The organism is Collinsella sp. OM06-18AC (genome assembly GCF_003438785.1).
Lineage (GTDB): Bacteria > Actinomycetota > Coriobacteriia > Coriobacteriales > Coriobacteriaceae > Collinsella.
On the sequence record NZ_QSTX01000003.1, the window covers coordinates 43,655 to 68,291 of the forward strand.

The 24,637-nt window shown below is 61.5% G+C and carries 21 protein-coding genes; 16 read left to right on the forward strand and 5 right to left on the reverse strand.

Annotated elements, in window-relative coordinates; translation table 11 throughout:
• Window positions 1–312 precede the first annotated feature (312 nt).
• Window positions 313–954 (reverse strand): GNAT family N-acetyltransferase, encoded by a 642-nt coding sequence (locus DXB86_RS02645; RefSeq protein ID WP_117736054.1) that lies wholly within the window; start codon window positions 952–954, stop codon window positions 313–315.
• Window positions 955–1,231: 277 nt separating this feature from the next.
• On the opposite strand from DXB86_RS02645, the gene purH reads away from it, so the two are divergent.
• The 4 genes from purH (at window position 1,232) to DXB86_RS02665 (ending at window position 5,724) form a co-directional block, all read left to right on the forward strand.
• Complete coding sequence (purH, locus tag DXB86_RS02650; RefSeq protein WP_117736055.1) at window positions 1,232–2,839, forward strand: bifunctional phosphoribosylaminoimidazolecarboxamide formyltransferase/IMP cyclohydrolase; 1,608 nt, start codon at window positions 1,232–1,234, stop codon at window positions 2,837–2,839.
• Between the two features lie 250 nt (window positions 2,840–3,089).
• Window positions 3,090–3,821: a hypothetical protein gene (locus tag DXB86_RS02655; protein ID WP_117736056.1), complete on the forward strand. Its 732-nt coding sequence runs from the start codon at window positions 3,090–3,092 to the stop codon at window positions 3,819–3,821.
• A gap of 178 nt (window positions 3,822–3,999) precedes the next feature.
• Complete coding sequence (locus DXB86_RS02660) at window positions 4,000–4,671, forward strand: response regulator transcription factor (RefSeq protein WP_117736057.1); 672 nt, start codon at window positions 4,000–4,002, stop codon at window positions 4,669–4,671.
• A gap of 9 nt (window positions 4,672–4,680) precedes the next feature.
• Window positions 4,681–5,724, forward strand: coding sequence for a sensor histidine kinase (locus tag DXB86_RS02665; RefSeq protein WP_117564916.1), 1,044 nt, complete (start codon window positions 4,681–4,683; stop codon window positions 5,722–5,724).
• 312 nt (window positions 5,725–6,036) lie between these two features.
• Here the strand turns inward: DXB86_RS02665 and DXB86_RS02670 are convergent, their stop codons facing one another.
• A complete protein-coding gene (locus DXB86_RS02670; protein ID WP_117583590.1) occupies window positions 6,037–6,474 on the reverse strand; it encodes a universal stress protein in 438 nt (145 codons plus the stop codon).
• A gap of 249 nt (window positions 6,475–6,723) precedes the next feature.
• Here DXB86_RS02670 and DXB86_RS02675 point away from each other — a divergent pair, with 249 nt between their 5' ends.
• Window positions 6,724–7,704 carry an undecaprenyl-diphosphate phosphatase gene (locus DXB86_RS02675; RefSeq protein ID WP_089572431.1) on the forward strand — a complete coding sequence of 327 codons (981 nt, stop codon included), beginning with the start codon at window positions 6,724–6,726 and terminating at the stop codon, window positions 7,702–7,704.
• 227 nt (window positions 7,705–7,931) lie between these two features.
• Window positions 7,932–10,832, forward strand: a complete 2,901-nt coding sequence (locus tag DXB86_RS02680; RefSeq protein WP_117629941.1) for an ATP-dependent helicase — start codon at window positions 7,932–7,934, stop codon at window positions 10,830–10,832.
• 284 nt (window positions 10,833–11,116) lie between these two features.
• Here the strand turns inward: DXB86_RS02680 and DXB86_RS02685 are convergent, their stop codons facing one another.
• Both DXB86_RS02685 and DXB86_RS02690 read right to left on the reverse strand, forming a co-directional pair.
• Entirely contained in the window at window positions 11,117–12,049 is a 933-nt protein-coding gene (locus DXB86_RS02685) for a type I phosphomannose isomerase catalytic subunit (RefSeq protein ID WP_369831474.1), read from the reverse strand.
• Window positions 12,050–12,121: 72 nt separating this feature from the next.
• A complete protein-coding gene (locus DXB86_RS02690; RefSeq protein ID WP_158555264.1) occupies window positions 12,122–12,841 on the reverse strand; it encodes a GntR family transcriptional regulator in 720 nt (239 codons plus the stop codon).
• Between the two features lie 339 nt (window positions 12,842–13,180).
• Here DXB86_RS02690 and DXB86_RS02695 point away from each other — a divergent pair, with 339 nt between their 5' ends.
• The 3 genes from DXB86_RS02695 to nhaA all read left to right on the forward strand — a co-directional run bounded on the left by DXB86_RS02695 (window position 13,181) and on the right by nhaA (window position 16,844).
• The gene (locus DXB86_RS02695; RefSeq protein ID WP_233504124.1) at window positions 13,181–14,134 is read left to right on the forward strand and encodes an ROK family protein; all 954 of its coding nucleotides are present in this window, start codon (window positions 13,181–13,183) and stop codon (window positions 14,132–14,134) included.
• Window positions 14,135–14,292: 158 nt separating this feature from the next.
• The gene (locus tag DXB86_RS02700) at window positions 14,293–15,216 is read left to right on the forward strand and encodes a manganese-dependent inorganic pyrophosphatase (protein WP_117736061.1); all 924 of its coding nucleotides are present in this window, start codon (window positions 14,293–14,295) and stop codon (window positions 15,214–15,216) included.
• Window positions 15,217–15,485: 269 nt separating this feature from the next.
• Window positions 15,486–16,844: a Na+/H+ antiporter NhaA gene (gene nhaA / locus DXB86_RS02705; protein WP_117736062.1), complete on the forward strand. Its 1,359-nt coding sequence runs from the start codon at window positions 15,486–15,488 to the stop codon at window positions 16,842–16,844.
• Between the two features lie 373 nt (window positions 16,845–17,217).
• Here the strand turns inward: nhaA and DXB86_RS02710 are convergent, their stop codons facing one another.
• The gene (locus tag DXB86_RS02710) at window positions 17,218–17,472 is read right to left on the reverse strand and encodes a hypothetical protein (RefSeq protein WP_022093864.1); all 255 of its coding nucleotides are present in this window, start codon (window positions 17,470–17,472) and stop codon (window positions 17,218–17,220) included.
• Between the two features lie 150 nt (window positions 17,473–17,622).
• On the opposite strand from DXB86_RS02710, the gene DXB86_RS02715 reads away from it, so the two are divergent.
• The 7 genes from DXB86_RS02715 (at window position 17,623) to DXB86_RS02745 (ending at window position 24,576) form a co-directional block, all read left to right on the forward strand.
• Window positions 17,623–18,927 carry an aminotransferase class I/II-fold pyridoxal phosphate-dependent enzyme gene (locus DXB86_RS02715; RefSeq protein WP_117736063.1) on the forward strand — a complete coding sequence of 435 codons (1,305 nt, stop codon included), beginning with the start codon at window positions 17,623–17,625 and terminating at the stop codon, window positions 18,925–18,927.
• Window positions 18,928–18,993: 66 nt separating this feature from the next.
• Window positions 18,994–19,308, forward strand: a complete 315-nt coding sequence (locus tag DXB86_RS02720) for an STAS domain-containing protein (RefSeq protein WP_089572422.1) — start codon at window positions 18,994–18,996, stop codon at window positions 19,306–19,308.
• Between the two features lie 153 nt (window positions 19,309–19,461).
• A complete protein-coding gene (locus DXB86_RS02725) occupies window positions 19,462–20,034 on the forward strand; it encodes a twin-arginine translocase TatA/TatE family subunit (RefSeq protein ID WP_158555265.1) in 573 nt (190 codons plus the stop codon).
• Window positions 20,034–20,825, forward strand: a complete 792-nt coding sequence (tatC, locus tag DXB86_RS02730; RefSeq protein WP_199410968.1) for a twin-arginine translocase subunit TatC — start codon at window positions 20,034–20,036, stop codon at window positions 20,823–20,825. Before DXB86_RS02725 ends, tatC begins: the two co-directional genes overlap by 1 nt.
• A gap of 6 nt (window positions 20,826–20,831) precedes the next feature.
• On the forward strand, window positions 20,832–21,188 hold the full coding sequence (gene hypA, locus DXB86_RS02735) for a hydrogenase maturation nickel metallochaperone HypA (RefSeq protein WP_117736065.1): 357 nt from the start codon (window positions 20,832–20,834) through the stop codon (window positions 21,186–21,188).
• 55 nt (window positions 21,189–21,243) lie between these two features.
• The gene (hypB, locus tag DXB86_RS02740; RefSeq protein WP_117736066.1) at window positions 21,244–21,927 is read left to right on the forward strand and encodes a hydrogenase nickel incorporation protein HypB; all 684 of its coding nucleotides are present in this window, start codon (window positions 21,244–21,246) and stop codon (window positions 21,925–21,927) included.
• 54 nt (window positions 21,928–21,981) lie between these two features.
• On the forward strand, window positions 21,982–24,576 hold the full coding sequence (locus tag DXB86_RS02745; RefSeq protein WP_117736067.1) for a DNA topoisomerase I: 2,595 nt from the start codon (window positions 21,982–21,984) through the stop codon (window positions 24,574–24,576).
• Window positions 24,577–24,637 lie beyond the last annotated feature (61 nt).

Consider the following 24,637-nt stretch of genomic DNA (forward strand, 5'->3'; position numbering starts at 1 on the left):
CTGTTGCTGCGTTGGTCACATATGTTTGCACATAATAATGGGCTCCTAATGAGAGCACTTCTCGTTAGGAGCCCATTTTATTGAACATTTGGGGAGTTACGTCAGCTCGTGCAGCTGGTCGTCATGCCTATAAGCATCAAAAATGCCTCAAATCGCTGCTACTAAAAAGGTAACAGTACTCATATTTGATGTTTTTTGACCACAGCTATTTGCAGATCACCAAGGCTACTCATTGGGGACAGACTTAAATGACCAGTCGTTGGGGATCAGTCGTTGGGGACGTTCTTAAATGACTAGGTATGGATGCCGGGTTTAGGTTGTTAGGTCGAGTTCGTAGAGAAAGCTTTCGCGCGGCATGTCGTGACGGCGCTCTTCGCGGTTGGCGCGGTGCGTGGCCGTGCGCTCAAAGCCGTGCAGCTCGTAGAACTTCCACGAGCAGTTGGAATCGGTGTACAGGTGTGCGCTGGTCGCCCCGCACGAGGACAGATGTGAGATTGCGGCGTCGAGCAGCACCGATCCCACGCCCAGGCCGTGGACGTCAGGGTCGACGGCGAGCAGCGTGACTTCGTTGTCGTGCGGCAATGGGCTGCTCTCGAGCAGGCGGTTGTTGGTTCGGATGGTTGCGCGCACAAACGAGAGATACTCGGCGCAGGCATCGGGCTCCAGTTCGCGCATCTGCGACAGCAACGCGCGTTCGGTATCCATCCAATGCTCGTTGATAGTGACGTCGGGGCTCTGTCCTGCGCGTGCAAGCGCAATGCCGCGCGCCTCGCCGTCAATTACCGCAACCTGCGAAAACGTCGATGACGAAAGGCAATAGGCGAGGTCGCATGCGGCCTCAAGGCGGTTGTACTCATCGTTATCCGAATTGTTATGCCAAAGCTGCTGCAGAATCAGCGCGATGGCGTCGAAGTCTTCGGTATCAAACGGTCGGTAGAGAACCCGCGAGACCATGGTGCCTCTTTCTTTTGCGGATGCATATCGAGCACAGTTCTACCACGCTATTGGCATCTAATTATGGTGCCCCTGTGTTCCATGAACTCACCGTGCCCGGTGCCGTGCCCATCCCCTCCGCTCGCAAACTTTTTCTGCACATGCGCTCGTTGCGGGGTGCAACGTCGCGCTCGATGCGCTACATTGAATCAGTATTTTCAATGCCGCTGCGCGAGCGCTGCAGATCGACGTATCACCGACTCACAGAGCACGGCGGCGTACCAGACAGGAGGACTGCATGGGATCTGATGTGAAGATCGCGCGCGCGTTGATCTCGGTTACCGATAAGACGGGCGTCGTCGATTTCGCACGGACGCTGGTTGATGACTTTGGCGTCGAGATCATCTCTACGGGCGGCACGGCTCGTGCCATCGAGGACGCGGGCGTTCCCGTAACCCCCATCGAGGAGTTCACGGGCTATCCCGAGATGATGGACGGCCGCGTTAAGACCCTGCACCCCAAGGTTCACGGCGCGCTGCTGGCCCGCCGCGATTCCGAGCAGCACATGCAGGAGGCCGCCCAGCACGGCATTAAGCTGATCGACCTGGTCGTCGTCAACCTGTACGAGTTCGAGAAGACCGTCGCCAACCCCGAGGTCACCTTTGCGGATGCCATCGAGCACATCGACATCGGTGGCCCCTCCATGTTGCGCTCTGCCGCCAAGAACGCCGCGAGCGTTACCGTCATCTCCGACCCGGCCGACTATGATGCCGTCCTGGCCGAGATGCGCGAGACCGGTGGCTGCACCACGCTTTCCACCCGTCGCCGCCTGCAGGTGAAGGTCTACCAGACTACCGCCGCCTACGACACGGCTATCTCCCGTTGGCTTGCCGCTCAGGCAAGCGACGTGGCGGACACCTCTGCCAAGCTCGAGATCTCGCTGGAGAAGGTCGACGACCTGCGCTATGGTGAGAATCCTCAGCAAAAGGCTACGGTCTACCGCTTTGCCGAGGGCTGCGAGAACACCGCGAGCTCTCAGTTCCCGCTTGTGGGCTCCGAGCAGATCCAGGGCAAGCCGCTCAGCTACAACAACTATCTGGACGCCGATGCCGCCTGGAACCTGGTCCGCGAGTTCGACGAGCCGGCCTGCGTGATCCTCAAGCATCAGAACCCCTGCGGTTCCGCCGTTGCCGAGGACATCACGGCCGCCTACGACCGCGCTTTCGCCTGCGATCCCAAGAGCGCCTTCGGCGGCATCATCGCCTGCAACCGCGAGGTTCCCTTTGAGCTGGTTGAGCACTTCGCCGACCAGAACAAGCAGTTCGTCGAGGTCATCATCGCCCCGAGCTACACCGATGAGGCGCTCGAGCGCATGGTCAAGCGCCCCAACCTGCGCGTGCTGGCTACCGGCGGCGTGGACCACGGTGCCCAGGTGGAGCTGCGCTCCATCGACGGCGGCATGCTGGTGCAGGAGGTCGACCACGTGACCGAGGATCCCGCGACCTTTACGTTCCCCACCGATCGCAAGCCCACCGACGCTGAGATGGCCGAGCTCGAGTTTGCCTGGAAGGTCTGCAAGGGCGTTAAGTCCAACGCCATCCTGGTCTCCAAGGGCAAGGCCGGCATTGGCATGGGCCCTGGTCAGCCCAACCGCGTTGACTCCGCACTGCTTGCCTGCGAACGCGCCGAGGACTTCTGCGAGCGCGAAGGCGTGGAGAAGGGCGGCTTTGCCTGCGCAAGTGACGCGTTCTTCCCGTTCCGCGACAACGTCGACGTGCTTGCCGCACACGGCGTGACCTGCATCATCCAGCCCGGTGGCTCCAAGCGCGACGACGAGAGCATCCAGGCCTGCAACGAGCACAATATTGCGATGGTTTTCACGGGTGCCCGCCACTTCCGCCATTAAGTAGGGAGGTGGCGCTGCGGCTTGCCCAGCCACCGCACCTTGCCGCTCATTCGTCGCTCGCGTACCCAAGTACGCGTCGCTCCTCTTTCACGGCAATCTGCGGCACCTGGGCAACCCTCGCCGACCTGTTAGGTTGACTGGGGAGGATGGGATGTTATCTCGTCCCTTGGACCGCCTCGCTTCTAAAATAATCTCTGCAAAAGACGGTCGCTCCGTTTGGAGGGCCGTCTTTTTGGTATAAGAGGACGGAATGACTAACACGAAAGGTATGACCATGCCCCAGATTGATGATGCAGAGCTGTTTGGCAATGCCGAGGACCAGCGTGCGTACGAGGACTTTTGCGCCAATCAGGAGGCGGTCGAGAAGTTTACGCTCGACAAGCCCGCGCTTATCTGCCGTTGGCGCATGTCCAACAAAAAGGTGCCCATGCTCAACCGTCACATTCGCGCGCTGTCCGAGCGCTTGGTGCAGGGCGAGCCGCTTACCCATAACATGCTCAGCTGGGCCAAGCAGCACGTTGAGTGGTCGCTTGCCGAGGGCGATTACACCGCGCACGACGGCGTGCTCATGCTGGTGATCGACATCAACGGCAACGCCGCCATGACAGTGGGGGAGTACGAGCCGCTCGCCGATACGTCAGCCAAGGCGCTGCGTGCCCGTTCTGCCGAGGCCCGTTCCGAGGCCGACGAAACCGGCGTGGCGCCCGAGCTGCTTGCTGCCGTCAACGACGGCGAGCTGGCCTTTGTGGCGCCGGCGGACGAGCGCCTGTGCGGCACGGCGACGCTCATCGAACAGCTGGCCCAGACCAAGGACATCCCGGTCACGCGCGTAGACATCCCCGCTCAGCTCAAGGGCGCGCTGTTCCTGGTGAGCGACGAGCACGGCGTGGTCCCCGCCGACGATACCGATGCCGCCGAGGCGGACGCCGCCACGGTCGCCTTCTTCGCCGAAGGCTACGAAAAGCTCCGCGCCCGCCGCTAAATGATTATTCTGGGACGGGGATTTCATAATCATGTGATCCCCGCACCCGTTGCGAGCGAGGGGCGAGCCAAACGCCCCCGCTCGCGAACAGTTCTGTCACCTTGGCGACGTGCGTGGCGCACACCTGCAGTTTGGCAGCCATAATGGTGGCAAGACAACCAAGAGGGGAGCGGAATCCATGGCGCTGATCTATATCGTTGAGGACGACGAGCCCATTCGCCGCGAGCTTGCCGACATCCTTGTCCGTGCAGGTTTTGAGGTCGAGGCCTGCGAATTGTTCGAGCACGTCTCGCGCGATATTCTCGCTGCCGCGCCCGATCTGGTACTGCTCGACCTCACGCTTCCCGTCAAAGACGGCCAGCATATCTGCCACGAAGTCCGCCGCGAATCCGAGGTCCCCATCATCGTTCTCACGTCGCGCACGACCGAGATCGACGAGGTCATGGCCATGACACTCGGTGCGGACGACTTTATCTCCAAGCCCTATAGCGCGCGCGTGCTCGTGGCACGCATCAACGCGCTGCTGCGCCGCACCACGGCGGCAGGCGAGCGCAGCACCATGGTCCACAAGGGGCTGGAGCTCGACCTTGCCCGCTCCACGGTTACCAATACGACAACCGGCGACAGTACCGAGCTCACCAAAAACGAACTGCGCATTCTCTCGCTGCTCTTGGGCCGCGCGGGCAAGATCGTCTCGCGCTCGGCCATCATGCAGGACCTGTGGGATTCCGATGCCTTCGTGGACGACAATACGCTCACCGTCAACATCAACCGCCTGCGCACCACGCTCGAAAAAATCGGCATCAAGGGGTATTTGACGACGCATCGCGGCCAAGGCTATTCGGTCTAGGGGCCGGCTATGTCGTTTGGCAAGTTCTTTAAAGATGCACTGCTTCCCGTCGCCGTGTGGACGTGCGGCGTGCTGCTGAGCTGCTTTGTGCTGACGGTCGCCGGCGCACCCGTTTCTATCGTGGTCGTGGCGGTTGGCGTGTCCTTTATCTTCGGTATGCTCGGCATCGTGATCGAGTACGCTCGCCGTCGCCGTTTTCTGCGTCAGTTGGAGCGCGCGGCAGAGGAGCTCGAGAGTCCCGCATGGGTGCAGGAGATGGTGCAATGCCCAACCTATGCCGAGGGCGAGCTCGAGTACGAGGTCCTGTGCCGGGTGGGCAAAGCCGCCTGCGACGAGGTTGCCGAGGGCCGGCGTCAGACCGAAGACTATCGCGACTATATCGAGAGCTGGGTCCACGAGGCCAAGCTGCCCCTGGCGGCGGCTCACCTGATTCTGGAAAACCTCGACGGCGGCGCAGATGACCCAACACGTGTCGATGACCTGGGTCGCGAGTTGGCTCGCGTGGAACGCTATATCGACCAGGCGCTGTACTACGCGCGCTCGGAAGTCGTGGAGCGCGACTACCTGATTCGCCGCTGGGACCTTAAGACCTTGGTGACGGGTGCGATTAAGGCCAACGCGCGCGAGCTCATTGCGGCGCACGTGGCTCCGGTGTGCGAGAACCTCGACTTCGAGGTCTTTACCGACGAAAAATGGCTCGAGTTTATCCTGGGCCAGCTCATTCAGAACAGCATTAAATATGCGCGCGAGGACGGCGCGAAGATCGTGTTTTCGGGCGCGTTACTGGACGAGGGCCTGGCGAGCGAGCGCATCGAGCTCACCGTTGCGGACAACGGCTGCGGCGTGTGTGCGGCAGACCTGCCACGCGTGTTCGAGAAGGGCTTTACCGGCGACAACGGCCGCACCACCAAGCGCGCAACGGGCATCGGCCTCTACCTGGTGGCGCGCCTATGCTCCAAGATGGGCATCGACGTCACGGCGGCATCCGACTCCGGCGAAGGCTTTGTCGTAACGTTCGCCTTCTCGACGAACAAGTTCCAATACTTTGAGTAGCCGGGCCGTCTTGCGCTGCGGACGGCTATGTTCCCGAACGTGAACTTAGCTAAGGCAACTGGCGTTATGTTCCCGAACGTGAACATAACTATGAGGCTCAAATGGATCTCCCAAAACAAAAACGTGCAGCCCAAACAAAACGTGCCGCCCCAAACGGGGCGGCACGCCATCTTTTATCAGCCAACTCGCTGAAGTAAGGCTGCGAAGGCCGCGAGGCCGGGAGGGGTTTCCTAAGGGCACATTCCGCAGCCGCAACGCGGCGAGGACGTGCCCGTGGAAACCCCGCAGGCCCCGCGGCCGGTGGGAGCAACGCTACTTTACGACCAAAATGTCGCAGTCCGTGTTGCGCAGCAGGAACGTCGAAATCGAACCCAGAAGCGCATACTTGATCGAGGACAGGCCGCGAGCGCCGCAGAGCACCAGGTCGGGCTTGACCACGTCGAGCATCTCGTCTTTGAGCGTCTCGCGAATACGACCGGCACGTATCATAACCTCGACCTCGGGAATATCGGGATTGGCCTTGGCCTCTTCGAGCTGCTTTTCGATGGAGTTCTTAAAGGCCTCCTCCAGACCGTTGACCAAATCGACCGGATAGGAGCCGGCGCTCTCGAGCGCCGTGGAATCGATAACGTGGCCGATAATCAGCTTGGCGCCGTTGTTCGCGGCGACCTTGATGGCGCGTGCGAGCACAAAATCCTGCTGCTCAGTACCGTCGAGTGAAACAAATACCTTGGTGTAACCCTCGTTCATGGTTTCCTCCTTGGTCTATCGCACGGGCGCGGGGCTCGTGCGTCGGGCGGGCGCGGGTGCGTTGACCGCCGGACACTTTATCTTGTTGCAGTTATACCCAAGGATTTCGGTTTAACTGCTCGCAATTCTGTGAACGGGCGAGTTTTTTGGTAAGGGTAGGCGCGGTCGCACCGCCAACGGTTGATAATGGGACATCGCCCGCATCGTCCGCAGAACATCTACCGGCGGGTGTCTAACGAGGGGGTCCCTTTGGATATTATCGAGCTTCTAAAATCTGCCTTCATGGGCCTGGTCGAGGGCATCACCGAATGGCTGCCCGTTTCGTCGACGGGCCACATGATCTTGGTGGACGAGTTCGTCAAGATGAACGTGAGCGAGACGTTCTGGAATATGTTCCTGGTCGTGATTCAGCTCGGCGCCATTCTGGCCGTCTGCGTGCTGTTTTTCCACGAGCTCAACCCGTTCTCGCCCAGCAAGGGCAAGGAGGGCCGTCGCGACACCTGGGTGCTGTGGGGCAAGATTGTGCTCGGTTGCATTCCTGCGGCGGCGATCGGCCTGCCGCTCAACGACTGGATGGAGGAGCATTTCTACAACGCTCCCGTCGTGGCGCTGGCGCTCATTGTGTACGGCGTGCTGTTTATCGTGATCGAGAACTGGCGCGCGAGCAAGCGCGAGGAAATGGCCGTTGCCGGTTCGTTTGGTTCGCGTGCTGTGGTGTCGGGTGGACGTCCCGCCGGTGCGCACTTTGCGGCGCCCCCCACGGCTACCGCTGAGGATGAGGACGATGACGAGAATCTGGACTTTGGTTCCATCGCCACGCTCGAGGACCTCAGCTGGAAGACTGCGCTGGGTATCGGCTGCTTCCAGGTGCTTTCGCTGGTGCCTGGTACGTCTCGCTCCGGTTCTACCATCATCGGCGGCCTGCTTTTGGGCTGCACGCGCTCGGTGGCGTCTAAGTTCACGTTCTTCCTGGCCATCCCTGTCATGTTTGGCGCGAGTGCGCTCAAGCTGGTCAAGTACTTCATCAAGGGCGGCACGTTCGGCACCAACGAGATCGCCATCTTGGGCGTGGGCTGCGTTGTTGCCTTTGTGGTTTCGCTCATCGCCATCAAGTGGCTCATGGGCTTCGTCCGCCGTCACGACTTTAAGTGCTTCGGTGTTTACCGCATCATCCTGGGCATCGTAGTGCTCGCATACTTCTTCGTTCTGGAGCCCATGCTCGGCCTCTAACTTAGTCGACGCTGCGCGGCGGCCAGAGCGACAGCTTGTCATTCAAAGAGGGTGGCATGACCAAAAGGTCTATGCTGCCCTCTTTTTTGGGCGATGGGGTGGGTCCGATGGTGGCGCACGGAGTCGTGGTGTGATTTGCGTCGGTGTCCGCGCGGCTCGGTATACTGGTACGGCTCAAACTATGGCGCTGCCCGCAGGCGCGCCGTCCGTCAGATGAGGAGTCGCCCATGACCCAGCCCCTGCCCTGGGAAAAGAACACTGCCGCGCCCGTGCCGCCCGCGCCGGAACCCGTGCCACTCGATGCATACACCGCCCCCGCTGCGCCGGAGCCCGAGCTCGTTCCGCTCGACATCTACGACGCTCCCGCGCCGGCGCCCAAGCCCGCCAAGCCGCTCGTCGACATCGACAGCCTTAATCCCGCCCAGCGCGAGGCGGTCCTGTCCACCGAGGGCCCGTTGCTGGTGCTCGCCGGCGCCGGCTCGGGCAAGACCCGCGTCTTGACCTTCCGCATCGCACATATGCTCGGCGACCTGGGTGTTAAGCCTTGGCAGGTTCTTGCCATCACGTTTACCAACAAGGCTGCGGCCGAGATGCGCGAGCGTCTGGCGGCACTCATCCCAAGCGGCACCCGTGGCATGTGGGTGTGCACCTTCCATGCCATGTGCGTGCGCATGCTGCGCGAGGACGCCGACCTGCTGGGCTATACCGGTCAATTCACCATCTACGATGACGACGACTCAAAGCGCATGGTGCGCGACATTATGCAGGCGCTCGGCATCGAGCAAAAGCAGTTCCCCATCAACATGATCCGCAGCAAGATCAGCTCTGCTAAAAACGCCATGATCGGGCCCGAGGACATGCTCAAGAGCGCCGATAGCCCCAACGACAAAAAGGCCGCGCAAGTCTACCTGGAGCTGGAGCGCCGCCTGCGCGCCGCCAACGCGATGGACTTCGACGACCTGCTCGTGCGCACGCTCGAGCTACTGCGCACCCGCCCCGAGGTGCTCGACAAGTACCAGGAGCGCTTCCGCTACATTAGCGTCGACGAGTATCAGGACACCAACCACGTCCAGTACGAGATCGCCAACCTGCTGGCCGCCAAGTACCAAAACCTTATGGTCGTGGGCGACGATGACCAGTCCATTTACAGCTGGCGTGGCGCCGACATCACCAACATCCTGGACTTTGAGCAGGACTTTAAAAACTGCAAGACCGTCAAGCTGGAGCAGAACTATCGCTCTACGGGTCATATCCTGAGCGCCGCCAACGCCGTGGTGCGTCACAACTCGCAGCGCAAGGACAAGCGCCTGTTTACGGCCGAGGGCGATGGCGAGAAGATTCAGGCTTTCCAGGCAAGCGACGAGCGCGACGAAGGTCGCTGGATTGCCGGCGAGATCGAAAAGCTGCATGCCAAGGGTACGAGCTACGACGATATCGCCGTGTTCTACCGCACCAACGCCCAGTCGCGTATCCTCGAAGATATGTTCCTGCGCGCGGGCGTGCCCTACAAGATCGTCGGCGGCACGCGATTCTTCGACCGCGCCGAGATTCGCGACGTCATGGCCTACCTCAAGATGATCGTGAACCCGGCCGACGAGATGAGCGTCAAGCGCGTCATCAACACGCCGCGCCGCGGCATCGGCTCCACCTCGATCCAAAAGATCGAGCAGCTGGCGCGCGACAACCGCTGCTCGTTCTTCCAGGCCTGCGAGATCGCAACAGCCGAGACGGGCATGTTTAGTGCCAAGGTGCGCAACGGCCTGTCGAGTTTTGTGGCGCTGGTGCGCGAGGGCCGCCGCATGGACGGCGAGCTCAAGGACGTCGTCGAGATGATTGTCGATAAGACGGGCCTGCTGCAGGCGTTTCGCGCCGAGGGCACCATGGAGTCCGAGAGCCGCGCCGAGAACATCCAGGAATTCCTGGGCGTCGCCGCCGAATTTGAGGAGACGCACGAGGATATCGAGGGTACGCTCGAGAGTCTAGAAGAGCTGCGCGCGGCCGGTGTTGCCGACGTGCCGTCCGTCGCCGAGTCCGAGTCCGTCGTGGTGAGTGCGCCCGCGTCCGAGCCGGGGCCGTCCGCTCCGGCATCCTCGTTTGAGGCACTTGTCGGCGCTCGTGACGCCGCGGGCTCCAATCCGCTCGATAGCCTAGCCGCCCCGGCGCTCTCGCCGCAGGATGCCCTGGCCGCCGCCATCGCGGGCAACGCGTATGCCGTGCCAACAGAGCTACCGGCGGGCGCCGTGCATGCCGACGAGATCGAGCGCACCTACGGTCCGCTCACCTGTAAGGCACTGCCGGCACTCATGGAGTGGCTGGCCCTGCGCTCCGACTTGGATTCCCTGGCCGGCGAGACGCATGCCATTACCATGATGACCATCCACTCCGCCAAGGGCCTGGAGTTCCCGGCGGTGTTCGTGGCCGGCATGGAGGAGGGTATCTTCCCGCACGTGCACGACTTTGGCGGCAGCGATGACCCGGGCAAGCTCGAGGAGGAGCGTCGCCTGGCCTACGTTGCCATCACGCGTGCCCGTAAGCGCCTGTTCCTGACCTATGCGGCCACGCGTCGCACCTACGGCTCGACCTCTGCCAACCCGCGCTCTCGCTTCCTCAACGAGATTCCGTTTGAGGATATCGAGTTTAGCGGTATCGGTTCTGCCGGTTTTGAGGGCACGGGCTGGGAGAAGCGCGGCGACCGTCACGGCACCTTTGGCTCGGGCATGGGCTCGGATATGTATGGCGGCAAGGTGTTCGGTTCGCATACGCGCTCGACCGGCGGTTCCGGTTCGCGCGGCGGATCGAGCTTCGACGATTTCTTTGGTGGCAGCACCTATGGCACCGAGCGCCATCGCGGGGTTTCGCCCGACGCCGGCCGTGTTGCCTCGACCTTTGGTTCGGGCGCGCCGCGAGCTAAAAAGCCGTCGTCCAAGGTGTCGCCGACGGTGGAGCGCAAGGTCGATCGCGCCAGCGCGTCGCAGGACTTTGCCGCGGGCGATACCGTGAGCCACAAGACCTTTGGCACCGGTACCGTGATCTCGGTCGCCGGAGACATGATCGAGGTTCAATTCGAAAAGACCGGCCAGACCAAAAAGCTGATGAAAGGTTTTGCACCGATCGTCAAGCTGTCGTGATCCCGGCGGACCTGGGTGGGCGTATAGGGCAACATCGCCTGCTCGGACAGTCCTGCTCGCACGGAGAGCACATTAAGTGCTCTCCGGCTCGTGCGGAACTCGCGATCGACGTTGTCCATGGCGCCTGTTCGGGGCCTTGGGTAACGTTGCTTGCGAACGTTGCTTTGCTCGTTCGCTTTTTGGTCTGGAGAGCCGGGTGGGCTGATAGAAAAATAGATGTGAGTAGGGGCTCTCCCGTGCATGGACGGGGGAGCCCCTTGTTGCGTTTTGGTTGTTGGTGCGACCTAGAGGTGGCTGATGATCAGTTCCATCTCGCCTTCGAGGTCGATGGAGCTGACGGTGCTCGGAGCCAGCAGGTGGCTTCCCTTGTGGGCGGGGTCGCCGCAGACGGTGCCCTCGCCGTCGATGACCGACAGGCACATGAAGGGCCAGTGCTGCTCCAAGGTCTTGCTGCCGTCGACGCGCACGCGATCGACGGTGTAGCAGGAGTTAGACTCGAGCTCGGTCACGCCATCGACCTCGGGCGCGGTCACCGTGCCGTCGGTCGGAGCCTGAACGTCAAAATCGATGCAATCCAGGCTCTGCTCAATGTGAAGTGGGCGCAGCTTGCCGTCGGTGCCGGGGCGGTCGTAGTCGTACAGGCGATACGTCACGTCGCTCGACTGCTGCGTCTCCAAAATGAGCGTACCGGTTTTGATGGCGTGCACGGTGCCGGAGTCGATTTGGAAAAAGTCGCCCTTGTGAATCGGCAGCACGTTGAGCATCTCGTCCCAGCGGCCGTCCTCGATCATCTGCGCGGCCTCGGCGCGGTCGTGCGCGCGCTGGCCGACGATGATCGTGGCACCGGGCTCGCAATCAAGCACGTACCAGCACTCGGTCTTGCCCAGGCTTCCGTTCTCGTGCTCGGCGGCGTACTCGTCGTTGGGGTGAATCTGGATCGAAAGGTCGTCCTTGGCGTCCAGAATCTTGATGAGCAGCGGGAACTCCTTGCCCTCGCAATTGCCAAAGAGCTCGCGGTGCTCGGCCCACAGCCACGAAAGCGTGTGGCCTGTATACGGGCCCTCCGCAATCTGGCAGTCGCCGTTGGGATGGGCCGAGATGGCCCAGCACTCACCGATGGGACCCTCGGGAATGTCGTAGCCAAACACGGTCTCCAGCTGGCGGCCGCCCCAGATCTTCTCGTGGAAGATTGGCGTGAGTTTAATCAAATCGGACATGTGCATACTCCCATAAGGTTGTGCGGGTGCCGCGTAGGACAGCTCAAAACGAGCACCCACCGGATTACAAAACTAGGCCAGCGTTACGTTGTGCAGCTCAAAGCGGTCGCCTACGTTGTGCGAGACAGAATATTCAAACGCGGTGCCGCTATCCAAGAAGCCAATCTGGTTGAGTTCGAGCAGGGGAGAGCCGGGTTTGGTATCCAGGCGCTCAGCCTCTTCTTCAGTTGCCGCGACAGCGCGAATGGTACGGTGGAAACTTGAGATCTTGAGTCCGCACTGCTCGCGGATGAAGCTGTAGATCGATGCGTACAGGTCTTTTTTCTTAAGGCCCGGAATCAGCTCGAGGGGCATGTAGGTGTACTCGATAACGATGGGCTTCTCGTCGACCTGGCGCACGCGCACGATGTGATAGGCAAAGTCGTCCTCGGCAATTCCCAGCTGGGCAGCGACGTCTGCTGGCGGATTGACAATCGAGAAATCGTAGACCACCGAGGTCACCTTCTCCCCGCGGTGCTCATACGAAAAGCCCTGGGAGCGATCGTTCTTGCCCTGGAAAAACGCCTGGCCGGGAAGCCCCGCCGTGTCCTTAACGTAGGTGCCCGATCCGCGCCGGCTGGTAACAAGACCTTCATCGGTAATCTGCTCAATAGCACGTTTGACGGTGATTTTGGAAACGCTATAGATCTCGCAGAACTCAACGACGGTGGGTAGCTTGTCGCCCGGTTTAAGAACGCCGTCCTCGATGCTTCGGCGGATATCCGCAGCTATCGCCTCATATTTGGGAATCATGGAACCTCCTTTCCAGCTTGATTGAGTATAAAAAAAGTATAGTCCACGCCTAAGCATCCCTATTGCGTTTTTGAAAAGTTCGAGAAAGATATAATTAAAAAACGCTTCTCTTTATTATCTAGAGCGCTCTAAATGAATATGCATTCGAATAATGTGGTATTGAGCAAATTGATCGGCACGAAGATGGGGTTGGGCCGTTTTGCCGCCCAGCGAACCGAATCTCATGCCTTGCGTTTTCCCAGATAAAACCTGCCAAAACAAACCTGTCCCTTTTTGGCAGGTTTTTGCCTTGGGAGCGGTACCATACAGGCAATGTTTAAACGAGAAAGGCGGGCTCCCATGGAACCTAAGCAGTACTACATCGGCATCGACGTCGGCGGCACTTCGGTTAAGGAGGGCCTGTTCGACGAGGACGGAAACCTGCTGGCCAAGGCCAGTGTGCCCACGCCTCCCATCGTTGACGCTGCGGGCTTTGCCGCGGTGACCGAGGCTATCGACCAGGTGGTCGCCAAGGCCCAGATTCCGCGCGCCTTTGTGGCGGGCATTGGCCTGGCCGTTCCGTGCCCCATCCCGGCGTCGGGCGATGCCAAGGTTAAGGCCAACATTGCCATTAACCTGCCCGAGCTTAGGATCGCCATTCAGGAGCACTGCCCCGACGCGGTCGTTAAGTACGAGAACGATGCCAACGCCGCTGCCATGGGCGAGGCCTGGCTCGGTTCTGCCAAGGGCGTGCAAAACGTGGTGATGGTCACCATCGGTACCGGCGTGGGCGGCGGCGTTATCGTCAACGGCGACGTGGTGTCGGGCGTTGTGGGTGCCGGCGGCGAGATCGGCCATATGTGCCTGAATCCCGACGAGGAGCGCACCTGCGGCTGTGGCGGCCATGGTCACCTGGAGCAGTATTCCAGCGCCACCGGTGTGGTGAGCAACTACCTGGCCGAGTGCAAGAAGGCGGGCGTCGAGCCCATCGAGCTCACCGGCCCCTCCGATTCCAAGGACGTGTTCCAGGCCTGCCGCGAGGGTGACAAGCTCGCGTTAGCAGCTGCCGATACCATGGCCGACTACCTCGGCCGCGCCCTGGCGCTTATTGCCAACGTGGTCGACCCCGAGATGTTCCTGATCGGTGGCGGCGCGTCCGCTTCGGCCGATGTCTACCTCGACGCAGTTCGCGAGCACTTCCAGCGCTACGCGCTTTCCGCCTCGCGCGAGACGCCCATTAAGGTCGCATCGCTCGGCAACGACGCCGGCATCATCGGTGCCGCCTACGTAGCCCTGCGCGCCGCCGGTAAATAGCTGGTGCAAGGGGCAGGTAGTGAGGGGGACAGGCTTCGCCCTTGACCTCGCCCCAACACTTGCCCCAAATTGCGCCGCGGCCCTTCCGTCCCCTAGGGTTCGGCGTCAGCGTGCTACTATAGCTGCGTCCAAGTACACATATCAAGTGGAGGAAACCCATGGCAAACGTTCTTGTCTTTGGTCACCAGAATCCCGATAACGACGCCATCATGAGCGCCGTCGTCCTGTCCCAGCTGCTCAACCAGGTTGAGTATGCCGGCAACACCTACGAGGCCTGCGCCCTTGGTCAGCTTCCGGCCGAGTCCGCCAAGCTGCTCGCCGACGCCGACATCGCCGAGCCCCGCGTGATCGAGTCCGTCGAGGCCGGTCAGCTCGTTGTCCTCACCGACCACAACGAGTCTGCCCAGTCCATCGCCGGCCTTAAGGACGCCACGGTCTTTGGCGTCGTCGACCATCACCGCATCGGCGACTTCGAGACCGCCGGCCCGCTGCACTACATCTGCCTGCCCTGGGGTTCCAGCTGCACCATCGTCACCAAGCTCGCCGGCGTGCTCGGCGTTGAGCTTTCCGACGTCCAGGCCAAGCTGCTGCTCTCGGCCATGATGACCGACACGCTCATGCTCAAGAGCCCCACCACCACCGATGTCGACCGCGCCGTCGCTGCCAAGCTCGGCGAGCAGGTAGGCGTCGACCCGGTCAAGTTTGGCATGGAGGTCTTCCTCACCCGTCCGTCCGGCTCCTTCACCGCAGCCGAGATGGTCGGCAACGACATCAAGATGTTCGAGCCCGCTGGCAAGAAGCTGCTCATCGGCCAGTACGAGACTGTCGACAAGAGCCGCGCTCTCGGCATGATCGACGAGATCCGTGAGGCCATGCGCGCCTACGCCGCCGAGAAGGGTGCCGATGGCATCGTCCTGTGCATCACCGACATCATGGAGGAGGGCTCGCAGGTCCTGCTCGAGGGCGAGACCGAGGCTGCTCAGAAGGGCTTGGGCATTGCCGACGAGCACGACGGCGTCTGGATGCCGGGCGTCCTCTCCCGTAAGAAGCAGGTCGCTGCCCCCATCATGGCCTCCTGCTAGGTTCTTTTGACCTAACACCGACGACCGGATCGCGGACGCCCCGCGCTCCGGTCGTTTTTTTGTGCACGGCGCTGCGTCGTCTCTTGGACAGGCGTGCCCGCGCCGTTGAGCAAATAATGTTCAACCTGTGGTTCCGCTTTTCGGCCACGCCTGCGTGCTTGTCGTGCAGGGTAGGCTAGATGCAAGCGTAATACGTTAGAGCGCGGCGCCGCCACTTGGGCGGGCCGTGCTTTTTTAAGACGGGAGCCATCCCGTGAAAGGAGCCGCCCATGGCAGCAACTGAGCAGCTGTTCAACGTTCGTGAGCGCAAGCGCTTTGAGCGTCACGATATCTGGGAGCGCATCGCCGAGAACGGCACGATTTCCGCCGCCGTCATGGTCTTCGCCGCCATCGCCGCCGTCATCTGCGCCAATACCGATGCCTACGAGGCCATCCATCACTTTTTGGAGGCCCCGCTGTATGTGGGTCTGGGGCATTTGACGGCTGGCCTCACCGTTGAGCTTTTCGTCAACGACTTCCTCATGGCGATTTTCTTTTTGTTGGTGGGCATTGAGCTTAAGTACGAGATGACGGTCGGAGAGCTCAAGAATCCACGTCAGGCCATGCTTCCCATGCTGGCGGCCGTGGGCGGCGTCGTCGTTCCCGCCTGCATCTACCTGATCTTTAACCATGCCGGCGCCCGCAACGGTTGGGCCATCCCCATGGCAACCGATATTGCCTTTGCGCTGGGCGTGCTGTCGCTTTTGGGCAATCGCGTGCCCAACGGCGTGCGCGTGTTCTTCTCGACGCTCGCCATCGCCGACGACCTCATCTCCATCGCCGCTATCGCCATCTTCTACGGTCAGAGCCCCAATCCGTTTTGGTTGGGCGCCGCCGCGCTTGTGACCTGCGCACTCGTGTGGCTCAACAAGACGCAGCATTACCGCCTTGCCCCGTATTCGGTACTGGGTCTGCTGTTGTGGTTCTGCATGTTCAAGAGCGGCGTACATGCCACGCTTGCTGGTGTCATCCTGGCCTTCACCATTCCGGCCAAGTGCGGCGTCAAGCTCGATAGTCTCACCGATTGGCTGGGCGAGTGCCTGCCGCTGCTCGATGACCGCTACGACGACGAGGCACACATCCTGGGCCAGCATGACTTTACCGTCTCGACCACCAAGGTCGAGCGCGTCATGCACCGCGTGACCCCGCCGCTCATCCGCATGGAGCGTCTGATCTCCACGCCGGTCAACTTTGTGATCCTGCCGATCTTTGCGTTCGTGAACGCACAGGTTCGCCTGGTGGGCGTGGATATGAGCACGTTGCTCACCGACCCGGTGACGCTCGGCGTGTACTTTGGCATGCTGCTGGGCAAGCCGATCGGCATCTTTGGCATGACGTTCGCCTTGGTCAAGCTCAAGGCCTGCGAGCTGCCGCGCAATGTCAACTGGCACATGATTGCCGGTGTGGGCATTCTGGGCGGCATCGGCTTTACCATGTCGATTCTCATCAGCGGCCTTGCCTTCCCGACGGCCCAGTTTGAGGTTCTGGCTGCCAAGGCCGCCATCCTTGCCGGTTCGGTCACCGCTGCCGTGATCGGCATGATCTACATGAGCGTGGTCTGCAAGCATCCCTCGCCCAAAGACGAGTAAGAGCGCGAAAACCGGCTCCAGAACCGATTCGGGCGCGTCCAAAATGCGGATTCTGGCGGTGCTTGCCGCCTGCCAGACACGCCAGTGGTCAAAAAACGCCGTTTGTGAGTACTGTCACAAACGGCGTATCATTTTAGGTGCGGAAAATAATGAACAAAGTTATAAGAACTGTACGTTAATGAGTGACCATCGACTTCCAATTTGGCGCTAGCTGACGGTGATTAGGAAGTTTCAAGTCGAGTTTTGCCGATTTCGACCAAAAATCGCTGCTACTAAAAAGGTAACAGTACTCATATTTGCCCTTTTTTGGCCACAAGCCCTAAAACAAGCCTCGCCAAGGTCGGGAAGCGGGCCAAATTGCCGGCCTCGAGGCTTATTCCACCGTTCCGTAGACGGCGCCCCAGCCGTGGGCGGCCAAGGCGGAGTTGAGCTGGTCGCAAAGTGACTGGCGGTCGTAATAGCCGGGCGGCAAAAGGTTCACGATCTCCATAAGGTCGGGCGCCAGGTCCAAGATTTCGGCCTGTACGATCAGATCCAGGCGGTCGATGGCGTGGCGGTCGTAAAACAGTCCGTCGACCAGGCGCTGCAAGTCGCCGAATTCCTCGGCCTGAAACGATCCGTACTCCATAGTGCCTCCTTGGGCGCCCCACGCCGGCATGCGCGGCGATTCGTAATTGATTGCGATGAACTTAATCTATCACGGCTTCATAACGTTGCGACGATGGCGGTCTATACTTAGACGAACTGCAACGTACCGCTTCGCGAAAGGTCGCACCCCATGCAGACGATCTACCAGAAGATGGAAACCACCGAACTCGATGCCGCCATCGAGGCGCTTAAAGCCGAGGTTGCCGAGGTCAAGGCCAAGGGCCTGGCGCTCGACATGGCGCGCGGCAAGCCGTCGCCCTCCCAGGTGAACATTTCTCGCCCCATGCTCGATATCCTCAATGCCGATGCCGATCTGCACGACGGCAATGTCGACTGCTCCAACTACGGTTGCTTCGAGGGCATTCCCTCGGCACGCAAGCTGGCGGGGGAGTTCCTGGGTTGCCCTGCCGAGCAGACGCTCGTACTGGGCTCATCGAGCCTGCTGATCGAGCACGATATCGCCGGTATGTTCTGGCGTTGCGGCTCGTGCGGCAGCGACCCTTGGGACGCCTACGAGGCCGCGCACGACGGCAAGAAGGTCAAGTTCCTGTGCCCTGTTCCCGGCTACGATCGCCACTTTGGCATCACCGCCGACTTGGGCATCGAGAATGTCCCCGTCGCGATGACCGACAACGGCCCCGACATGGACGAGGTTGAGCGCCTGGTTGCCGCCGACGATTCCATCAAGGGCATCTGGTGCGTGCCCAAGTATTCCAACCCCACGGGCATCACCTTTAGCGAGGACACTGTGCGCCGCCTGGTCGAGATGCCCACGGCCGCGCCCGATTTCCGCATCTTTTGGGACAACGCTTACTGCGTGCACGACCTGTACGACGAGACCGACGAGCTCGCAAATATCTTTGACCTCGCTCGCGCGGCGGGCACCGAGGATCGCGTGGTGGCCTTTGCCTCGACGTCCAAGATCACCTTCCCGGGCGCCGGCATCGGCTTTATTGGTGCGAGCCCCGCGGTTGTCGCCGAGTTCTCCAAGCGCCTGAAGGCCGGCCTCATCAGCGCCGACAAGCTCAACCAGCTGCGTCACGTGCGTTTCCTTCCCACCATCGAGGCGGTCAAGGAGCACATGAAAAAGCATGCCGAGTTCCTGCGCCCGCGCTTTGAGGCCGTTGAGCGTAAACTCACCGAGGGCTTGGGCAACACGGGTTGCGCCACTTGGACTCATCCCCATGGCGGCTACTTTGTGAGTTTCGATGGCCCCGAGGGCTCGGCCCAGAAGGTCGCCGCGCTTTGTGCCGACCTGGGCGTCAAGCTCACGCCGGCTGGTGCCACCTGGCCTTATGGCAAGGATCCGCGCGACACCAACATCCGCATCGCGCCGAGCTATCCCACGGTCGAGGACCTGGAGGCTGCGCTCGATGTGCTGGTGCTGGCTGTCAAGCTCGTCGCTGCCGAGCTTGCGCGTACCGAGCGCGCCTAACGCGTAGGGCCCCGCAAGTCCGCGCCTAGTACTATCCGCACTTTCGATACGTAAAGGAGCGTATACATGGATTTGGGTATTTCCACCAACCCCACGCCAGAGCTCTACACCATTAAGGTGACCGGTGAGATCGATATCTCTAACGCCGATAGCCTGCGCAATGCCATCGACCTGGCGCTCGAGCAGCCCACTGAGGCCGTTGAGCTCGATTTTGCCCAGGTGAGCTACATCGATTCGACAGGCATTGGCGTGCTTGTGGGCGCCGCACACCACGCAGCTGATCATGGTAAGCGTTTTAGCTGCGTCAACGTGCAGCCCCCGGTGATGCGCGTGGTTCAGCTGTTGGGTGTCGACCAGGAGATTTCGATCACCGCTGCATAATCTTTGCCCCCAAAAGGGCGTGCCGTTTGGCATATGTTTGTGATGCGCTCGGACGTTTTGGCGTCCGGGCGCTATACTTGACCGAATGAATAGACGAGTTCCGGCCGAATGGCGCGGTGCGGGCTCGACTCACATCGAGCCTTGGAGGTATGTGTGTTTGGTATTGGAGAGGGTGAGCTCGCGATCATCGTGGTCTTCGGCTTTTTGCTGTTTGGCCCGGATAAGCTCCCGCAGATGGGCCGCACGATCGGCCGTGCCATCCGTCAGTTCCGCGAGACGCAGGAAAAGATGACGGCCGTTGTTCAGTCCGAGATTATCGATCCGGTGAGCGAGGCCGCGTCGGCCCCGGTCAAGCCCAAGAAGACTGCTGCGACCGACGACGATTCCGATGCGGACGAGGATGCCGCCGAGACGGCAGCGCCCGCCAAGAAGGAGACCTTTGCCGAGCGTCGCGCCCGTCTTGCTGCCGAGAAGGCCGCAAGCGAGGGTGCTGCTGAGGGCGAAGGCGCTGTTGATGAGGCCGAGGGTACAGAGCCTGCTACTGCCGTCGAGCCCGAGCCTGCTGCAGAGCCCGAGCCCGAGCCGGCAGAGCCCACGACGGCTGACCTCTACGCCCGCCGTCCCCGCAAGCGCAAGGCTGTCGTCGACCAGCTCGCTCGCGAGCTCGAGGCCGAGGACGCTGCCGAGACTGCTGCCGCCGATGCCCCGAAGGGAGGCGATGAGTAATGCCGATCGGACCTGCGCGTATGCCGCTCTTCGATCACCTGGGAGAGCTCCGTCGCCGCCTGACCATCGTGGTCGTGTCGGTGTTTGCCGCCGCCATCGTGCTGTACTTTGCCACGCCCGTGGTGCTCGATATCCTCGAGGATCCCATCCGCTCGTTTGTGCCGGACGGTAAGTTCTACATCACCACCACGCTCGGCGGCTTTGGACTGCGCTTCTCGCTGGCCATCAAGATGGCCGTGGTCATGTGCACGCCCATGATCATCTGGCAGATCCTGGCATTTTTCCTGCCGGCACTGCGCCCCAACGAGCGCAAATGGGTCGTACCCACGGTGCTCGCCTCGACGGTGCTGTTCTTCCTGGGCGCCATCTTCTGCTACTTCGTCATTATTCCGGCGGGCTTTGAGTGGCTCATCGGCGAGACCTCGGCCGTCGCAACCGCGCTGCCCGACCTGGAGAACTACGTCAACATGGAGCTGCTCTTTATGATCGGCTTTGGTGTGGCGTTTGAGCTGCCGCTCATCATCTTCTATCTGTCCGTCTTTCACATCGTGTCCTATGCGGCCTTCCGCAGCGCCTGGCGCTACGTGTACGTAGGCCTGCTTGTGGGCTCGGCTGTGATTACGCCCGACGGCTCGCCCGTTACGCTGGGTCTCATGTATGGCGCCCTGCTCTCGCTCTACGAGATTTCGCTCGCCATCGCTCGCGTGGTCATTACCGCGCGCGAGGGCAAGGAGGGCCTGTTCGTGAGCCGTCTGGACCTGTTCTCGGACGACGAGGACGACGAGGAGTAAATCGGTATGCACGAGGTTGGCATTGTCAACGGCATACTCGATACAGTGATTCGCGCGGCGCGTGGGGCGGGGGCCTCGCGCGCCGTTTTGGTAACGCTGCGTATCGGGGATATGACCGAGGTTGTGCGCGAGGCGCTTGACTTTGCGTGGGAGACGTTTCGCGATGAGGACCCGCTCACGCGCGGCTGCGAGCTTGCCGTGGAGGAAGTCCATCCACAAAGCGAGTGTCTGGACTGCGGTGAGGTCTTTGAGCACGACCGTTTCCATTGCCGTTGTCCCCAATGTGGCGGTGCCAACGTGCGTCTGCTGCATGGCCGCGAACTCGACATCGCAAGTATCGAGATCGAGACCCACGACGATTAGCACGCTCGCCATCTAGCGATGGGGTATAAAAGGGCCAAAGTAAGGAGCGCTAAGTATGGCCGAGAAAACGATTGATATCGCGTCGCCGATTCTGTCGCGCAACGAGCGCCTGGCAGATCAGCTGCGTCAGCGGTTTGAGCAGACGAACACCTACGTGATCAATGTGCTGTCGAGCCCTGGCTCGGGTAAGACCACCACGATTCTGGGCACCAACGAGCGCCTGCGTGACAAAGCCAGCCTGCGCTGTGCCGTTATCGAGGGCGATATCGCCTCGGACGTCGACGCCATCACCATGAAGGAAGCCGGCATGCCCGCCATCCAGATCAACACGGGCGGCCTGTGCCACCTCGAGGGCAACATGATCATGGAGGCCGTCGACGCCTTCGACCAGGCCGTCGGTCTGGAGAACATCGACGTCATCTTTATCGAAAATGTGGGTAACCTGGTCTGCCCGGTCGACTTTGACCTGGGCGAGAACCTGTCCATCATGATCCTCTCGGTGCCCGAGGGCGACGACAAGCCCATCAAGTACCCGGGCATCTTCCAGCACGCCGGCGCGCAGCTGCTCAATAAGGTCGACGTGGCCCCGGCTTTCGATTTTGACATGGATAGGTATACTAAGACACTCGATGACCTCAATCCGCAGGCGCCGCGGTTTGCCGTGAGCGCGCGCAAGGGCGAGGGCATGGATGCCTGGTGCGATTGGCTCATCGGGCAGATTGAGCAAGCAAGGGCGTAAGTCGGCCGCCAAGAGGGCGGGCGCAGCCGCAGACACACGAGATAGGAGCCTCTTTTGAAGCTCATCATCGCTGAGAAAAACGACGCCGCGCGTCAGATCGCCGAGCGTCTGTCCACGGGCAAGCCCAAAAAGGACAAGGTGTACAACACCGCCATCTACCGTTTTGAGTGGAAGGGCGAGGAGTGCGTGACGATCGGCCTTGCCGGTCACATCCTGGCACCCGATTTTTGCGACAGTGTGCTGTTCGATAAAAAGTTGGGCTGGTATTCGGTCACGGAGGACGGCGAAATGCTGCCGGCCGATATGCCCGATGGCCTGGCCCGCCCGCCGTACGACACCAAGCGCAAGCCGTTCCTTGCCGATGGCATTTCCATCAAGGGCTGGAAGCTCGAGAGCCTGCCCTATCTCACCTGGGCGCCCGTCATTAAGCTTCCGGCCGAGAAGGAGCTCATCCGCTCGCTCAAGAACCTTGCCAAGAAGTCCGACAGCGTCATTATCGCCACGGACTTCGACCGCGAGGGCGAACTGATCGGTTCGGACGCCCTCAACAAGGTGCGCGAGGTTGCGCCCGACTTGCCGGTCGCCCGCGCCCAGTATTCTTCGTTTACCAAGGCCGAGATTACGCAGGCCTTCGATAATCTTGTCTCGCTCGACCAGAATCTGGCCGACGCCGGCGAGAGCCGCCAGCACATCGACCTCATTTGGGGCGCGGTGCTCACGCGCTACCTGACGCTCGCCAAGTTTGGCGGCTTTGGCAACGTGCGCTCCGCCGGCCGCGTGCAGACTCCGACGCTCGCCCTGGTGGTCGAGCGCGAACGCGAACGCATGGCGTTTGTGCCCGAGGACTATTGGCAGATTCGCGGCATGGGTGCCGCTCAGGGTGCTGCCGAGGATGACCGCTTTAAGATTGCGCACAAGACGACACGTTTTACCGACAAAGATGCTGCCGAGACGGCGTACGGCCACGTCGACGGCGCTACGACGGCAACCGTCGCCGCGGTGACCAAGCGCTCCCGCAAGCAGCAGCCGCCCACGCCGTTTGCGACGACCTCGCTGCAGGCTGCCGCCGCGGCCGAGGGCATCTCGCCTGCGCGTACGATGCGCATCGCCGAGTCCCTCTACATGGCGGGCCTCATCAGCTATCCGCGTGTCGACAACACCGTGTACCCCGCGACGCTCGATCTGGGCGCCGTGGTGAGCGACCTGGCAAAGATCAACCCGGCGCTGGCGCCCGTGTGCAAAAAGGTACTCGCCGGCCCCATGAAGCCCACGCGCGGTAAAGTCGAGACCACCGACCACCCGCCTATCTACCCCACGGGCGAGGGCGATCCGTCCACGCTCGATGGCGGCCAGCGCAAGCTCTACGACCTCATCGCCCGTCGCTTCCTGGCGACGCTCATGGGTCCCGCGACCATCGAGAACACCAAGCTCGAGCTCGACGTGAACGGTGAGCCGTTCGTGGCTTCGGGCGACGTGCTCGTGACCCCGGGCTTCCGCGAGGCCTACCCGTACGGTCTCAAGCGCGACGAGCAGATGCCGCCGCTTGAGCAGGGCGACACGGTCGACGTGTTCGACATTAAGCTCGAGGCCAAGCAGACCGAGCCGCCCGCGCGCTACAGCCAGGGCAAGCTCGTGCAGGAGATGGAAAAGCGCGGCCTGGGCACCAAGTCCACGCGCGCGAGCATCATCGAGCGCCTGTATGCCGTGCGCTATCTCAAAAATGATCCCGTTGAGCCGAGCCAGCTGGGCATCGCCATCATCGACGCGCTGTCGCAGTTTGCCCCGCGCATCACGAGCCCCGATATGACCAGCGAGCTCGACGGCGACATGACTCGCGTCGAGCGCGGCGAGGACACCGAAGAGCATGTCGTGACGCACTCGCGCGCGCTGCTGGCCGGCGTGCTCGACGAGCTGCTCAAGCATACGCAGGAGCTGGGCGACGCTATCAGCGACGCCGTCACGGCCGATGCACGCGTGGGCGCCTGCCCCAAGTGCGGCAAGGATCTGGTTATGAAGACGAGTGCCAAGACCCGCGGCAGCTTCATTGGCTGCATGGGCTGGCCCGACTGCGACGTGACCTATCCGGTGCCGAGCGGTGTCAAGGTGAGCCCGCTCGAGGGCGAGGCCGCCGTGTGCCCCGAATGCGGCGCGCCGCGCATTAAGTGCCAGCCGTTCCGCCAGAAAGCCTTCGAGGTCTGCGTGAACCCGACGTGCCCCACCAACTACGAGCCCGACCTTAAGGTGGGCGAGTGCAAGGTGTGCGCCGAAGCCGGACGCCATGGCGATCTGATCGCGCACAAGAGCGAAAAGAGCGGCAAGCGCTTTATCCGCTGCACCAACTACGATGACTGCGGCGTGAGCTATCCGCTGCCGGCGCGCGGTAAGCTCGAGGCGACGGGTGAGACCTGCCCCGAGTGCGGTGCCCCCATCGTGGTGGTCAACACGGCGCGCGGCCCGTGGCGCATTTGCGTCAACATGGACTGCCCGACCAAGGAGAAAAAGCCGGCCCGCGGCCGCAAGACCACAACCAAGGCGAGCACGGCGAAGAAGACAACGGCGGCCAAAAAGACGACGGCTAAGAAAGCCACTGCCGCCAAGAAGACGACCGCGAAGAAATCGACTGCCAAGAAAGCGGCCACCGACAAGTAGCGGCGCAGTCGAAACATTGCCCTAAAAAACGAGCAAGGACCCCGCGATCCTCGCTCGTTTT

Coding starts and splice junctions, on each gene's coding strand:
- DXB86_RS02645 (WP_117736054.1), bottom strand. CDS start 954: ATGGTCTCGCGGGTTCTCTACCGACCGTTTGATACCGAAGACTTCGAC.
- purH (WP_117736055.1), top strand. CDS start 1,232: ATGGGATCTGATGTGAAGATCGCGCGCGCGTTGATCTCGGTTACCGAT.
- DXB86_RS02665 (WP_117564916.1), top strand. CDS start 4,681: ATGTCGTTTGGCAAGTTCTTTAAAGATGCACTGCTTCCCGTCGCCGTG.
- tatC (WP_199410968.1), top strand. CDS start 20,034: ATGCCGATCGGACCTGCGCGTATGCCGCTCTTCGATCACCTGGGAGAG.
- DXB86_RS02660 (WP_117736057.1), top strand. CDS start 4,000: ATGGCGCTGATCTATATCGTTGAGGACGACGAGCCCATTCGCCGCGAG.
- DXB86_RS02685 (WP_369831474.1), bottom strand. CDS start 12,049: ATGTCCGATTTGATTAAACTCACGCCAATCTTCCACGAGAAGATCTGG.
- DXB86_RS02720 (WP_089572422.1), top strand. CDS start 18,994: ATGGATTTGGGTATTTCCACCAACCCCACGCCAGAGCTCTACACCATT.
- DXB86_RS02670 (WP_117583590.1), bottom strand. CDS start 6,474: ATGAACGAGGGTTACACCAAGGTATTTGTTTCACTCGACGGTACTGAG.
- DXB86_RS02655 (WP_117736056.1), top strand. CDS start 3,090: ATGACTAACACGAAAGGTATGACCATGCCCCAGATTGATGATGCAGAG.
- DXB86_RS02690 (WP_158555264.1), bottom strand. CDS start 12,841: ATGATTCCCAAATATGAGGCGATAGCTGCGGATATCCGCCGAAGCATC.
- DXB86_RS02680 (WP_117629941.1), top strand. CDS start 7,932: ATGACCCAGCCCCTGCCCTGGGAAAAGAACACTGCCGCGCCCGTGCCG.
- DXB86_RS02700 (WP_117736061.1), top strand. CDS start 14,293: ATGGCAAACGTTCTTGTCTTTGGTCACCAGAATCCCGATAACGACGCC.
- DXB86_RS02715 (WP_117736063.1), top strand. CDS start 17,623: ATGCAGACGATCTACCAGAAGATGGAAACCACCGAACTCGATGCCGCC.
- DXB86_RS02710 (WP_022093864.1), bottom strand. CDS start 17,472: ATGGAGTACGGATCGTTTCAGGCCGAGGAATTCGGCGACTTGCAGCGC.
- nhaA (WP_117736062.1), top strand. CDS start 15,486: ATGGCAGCAACTGAGCAGCTGTTCAACGTTCGTGAGCGCAAGCGCTTT.
- DXB86_RS02695 (WP_233504124.1), top strand. CDS start 13,181: ATGGAACCTAAGCAGTACTACATCGGCATCGACGTCGGCGGCACTTCG.
- hypB (WP_117736066.1), top strand. CDS start 21,244: ATGGCCGAGAAAACGATTGATATCGCGTCGCCGATTCTGTCGCGCAAC.
- hypA (WP_117736065.1), top strand. CDS start 20,832: ATGCACGAGGTTGGCATTGTCAACGGCATACTCGATACAGTGATTCGC.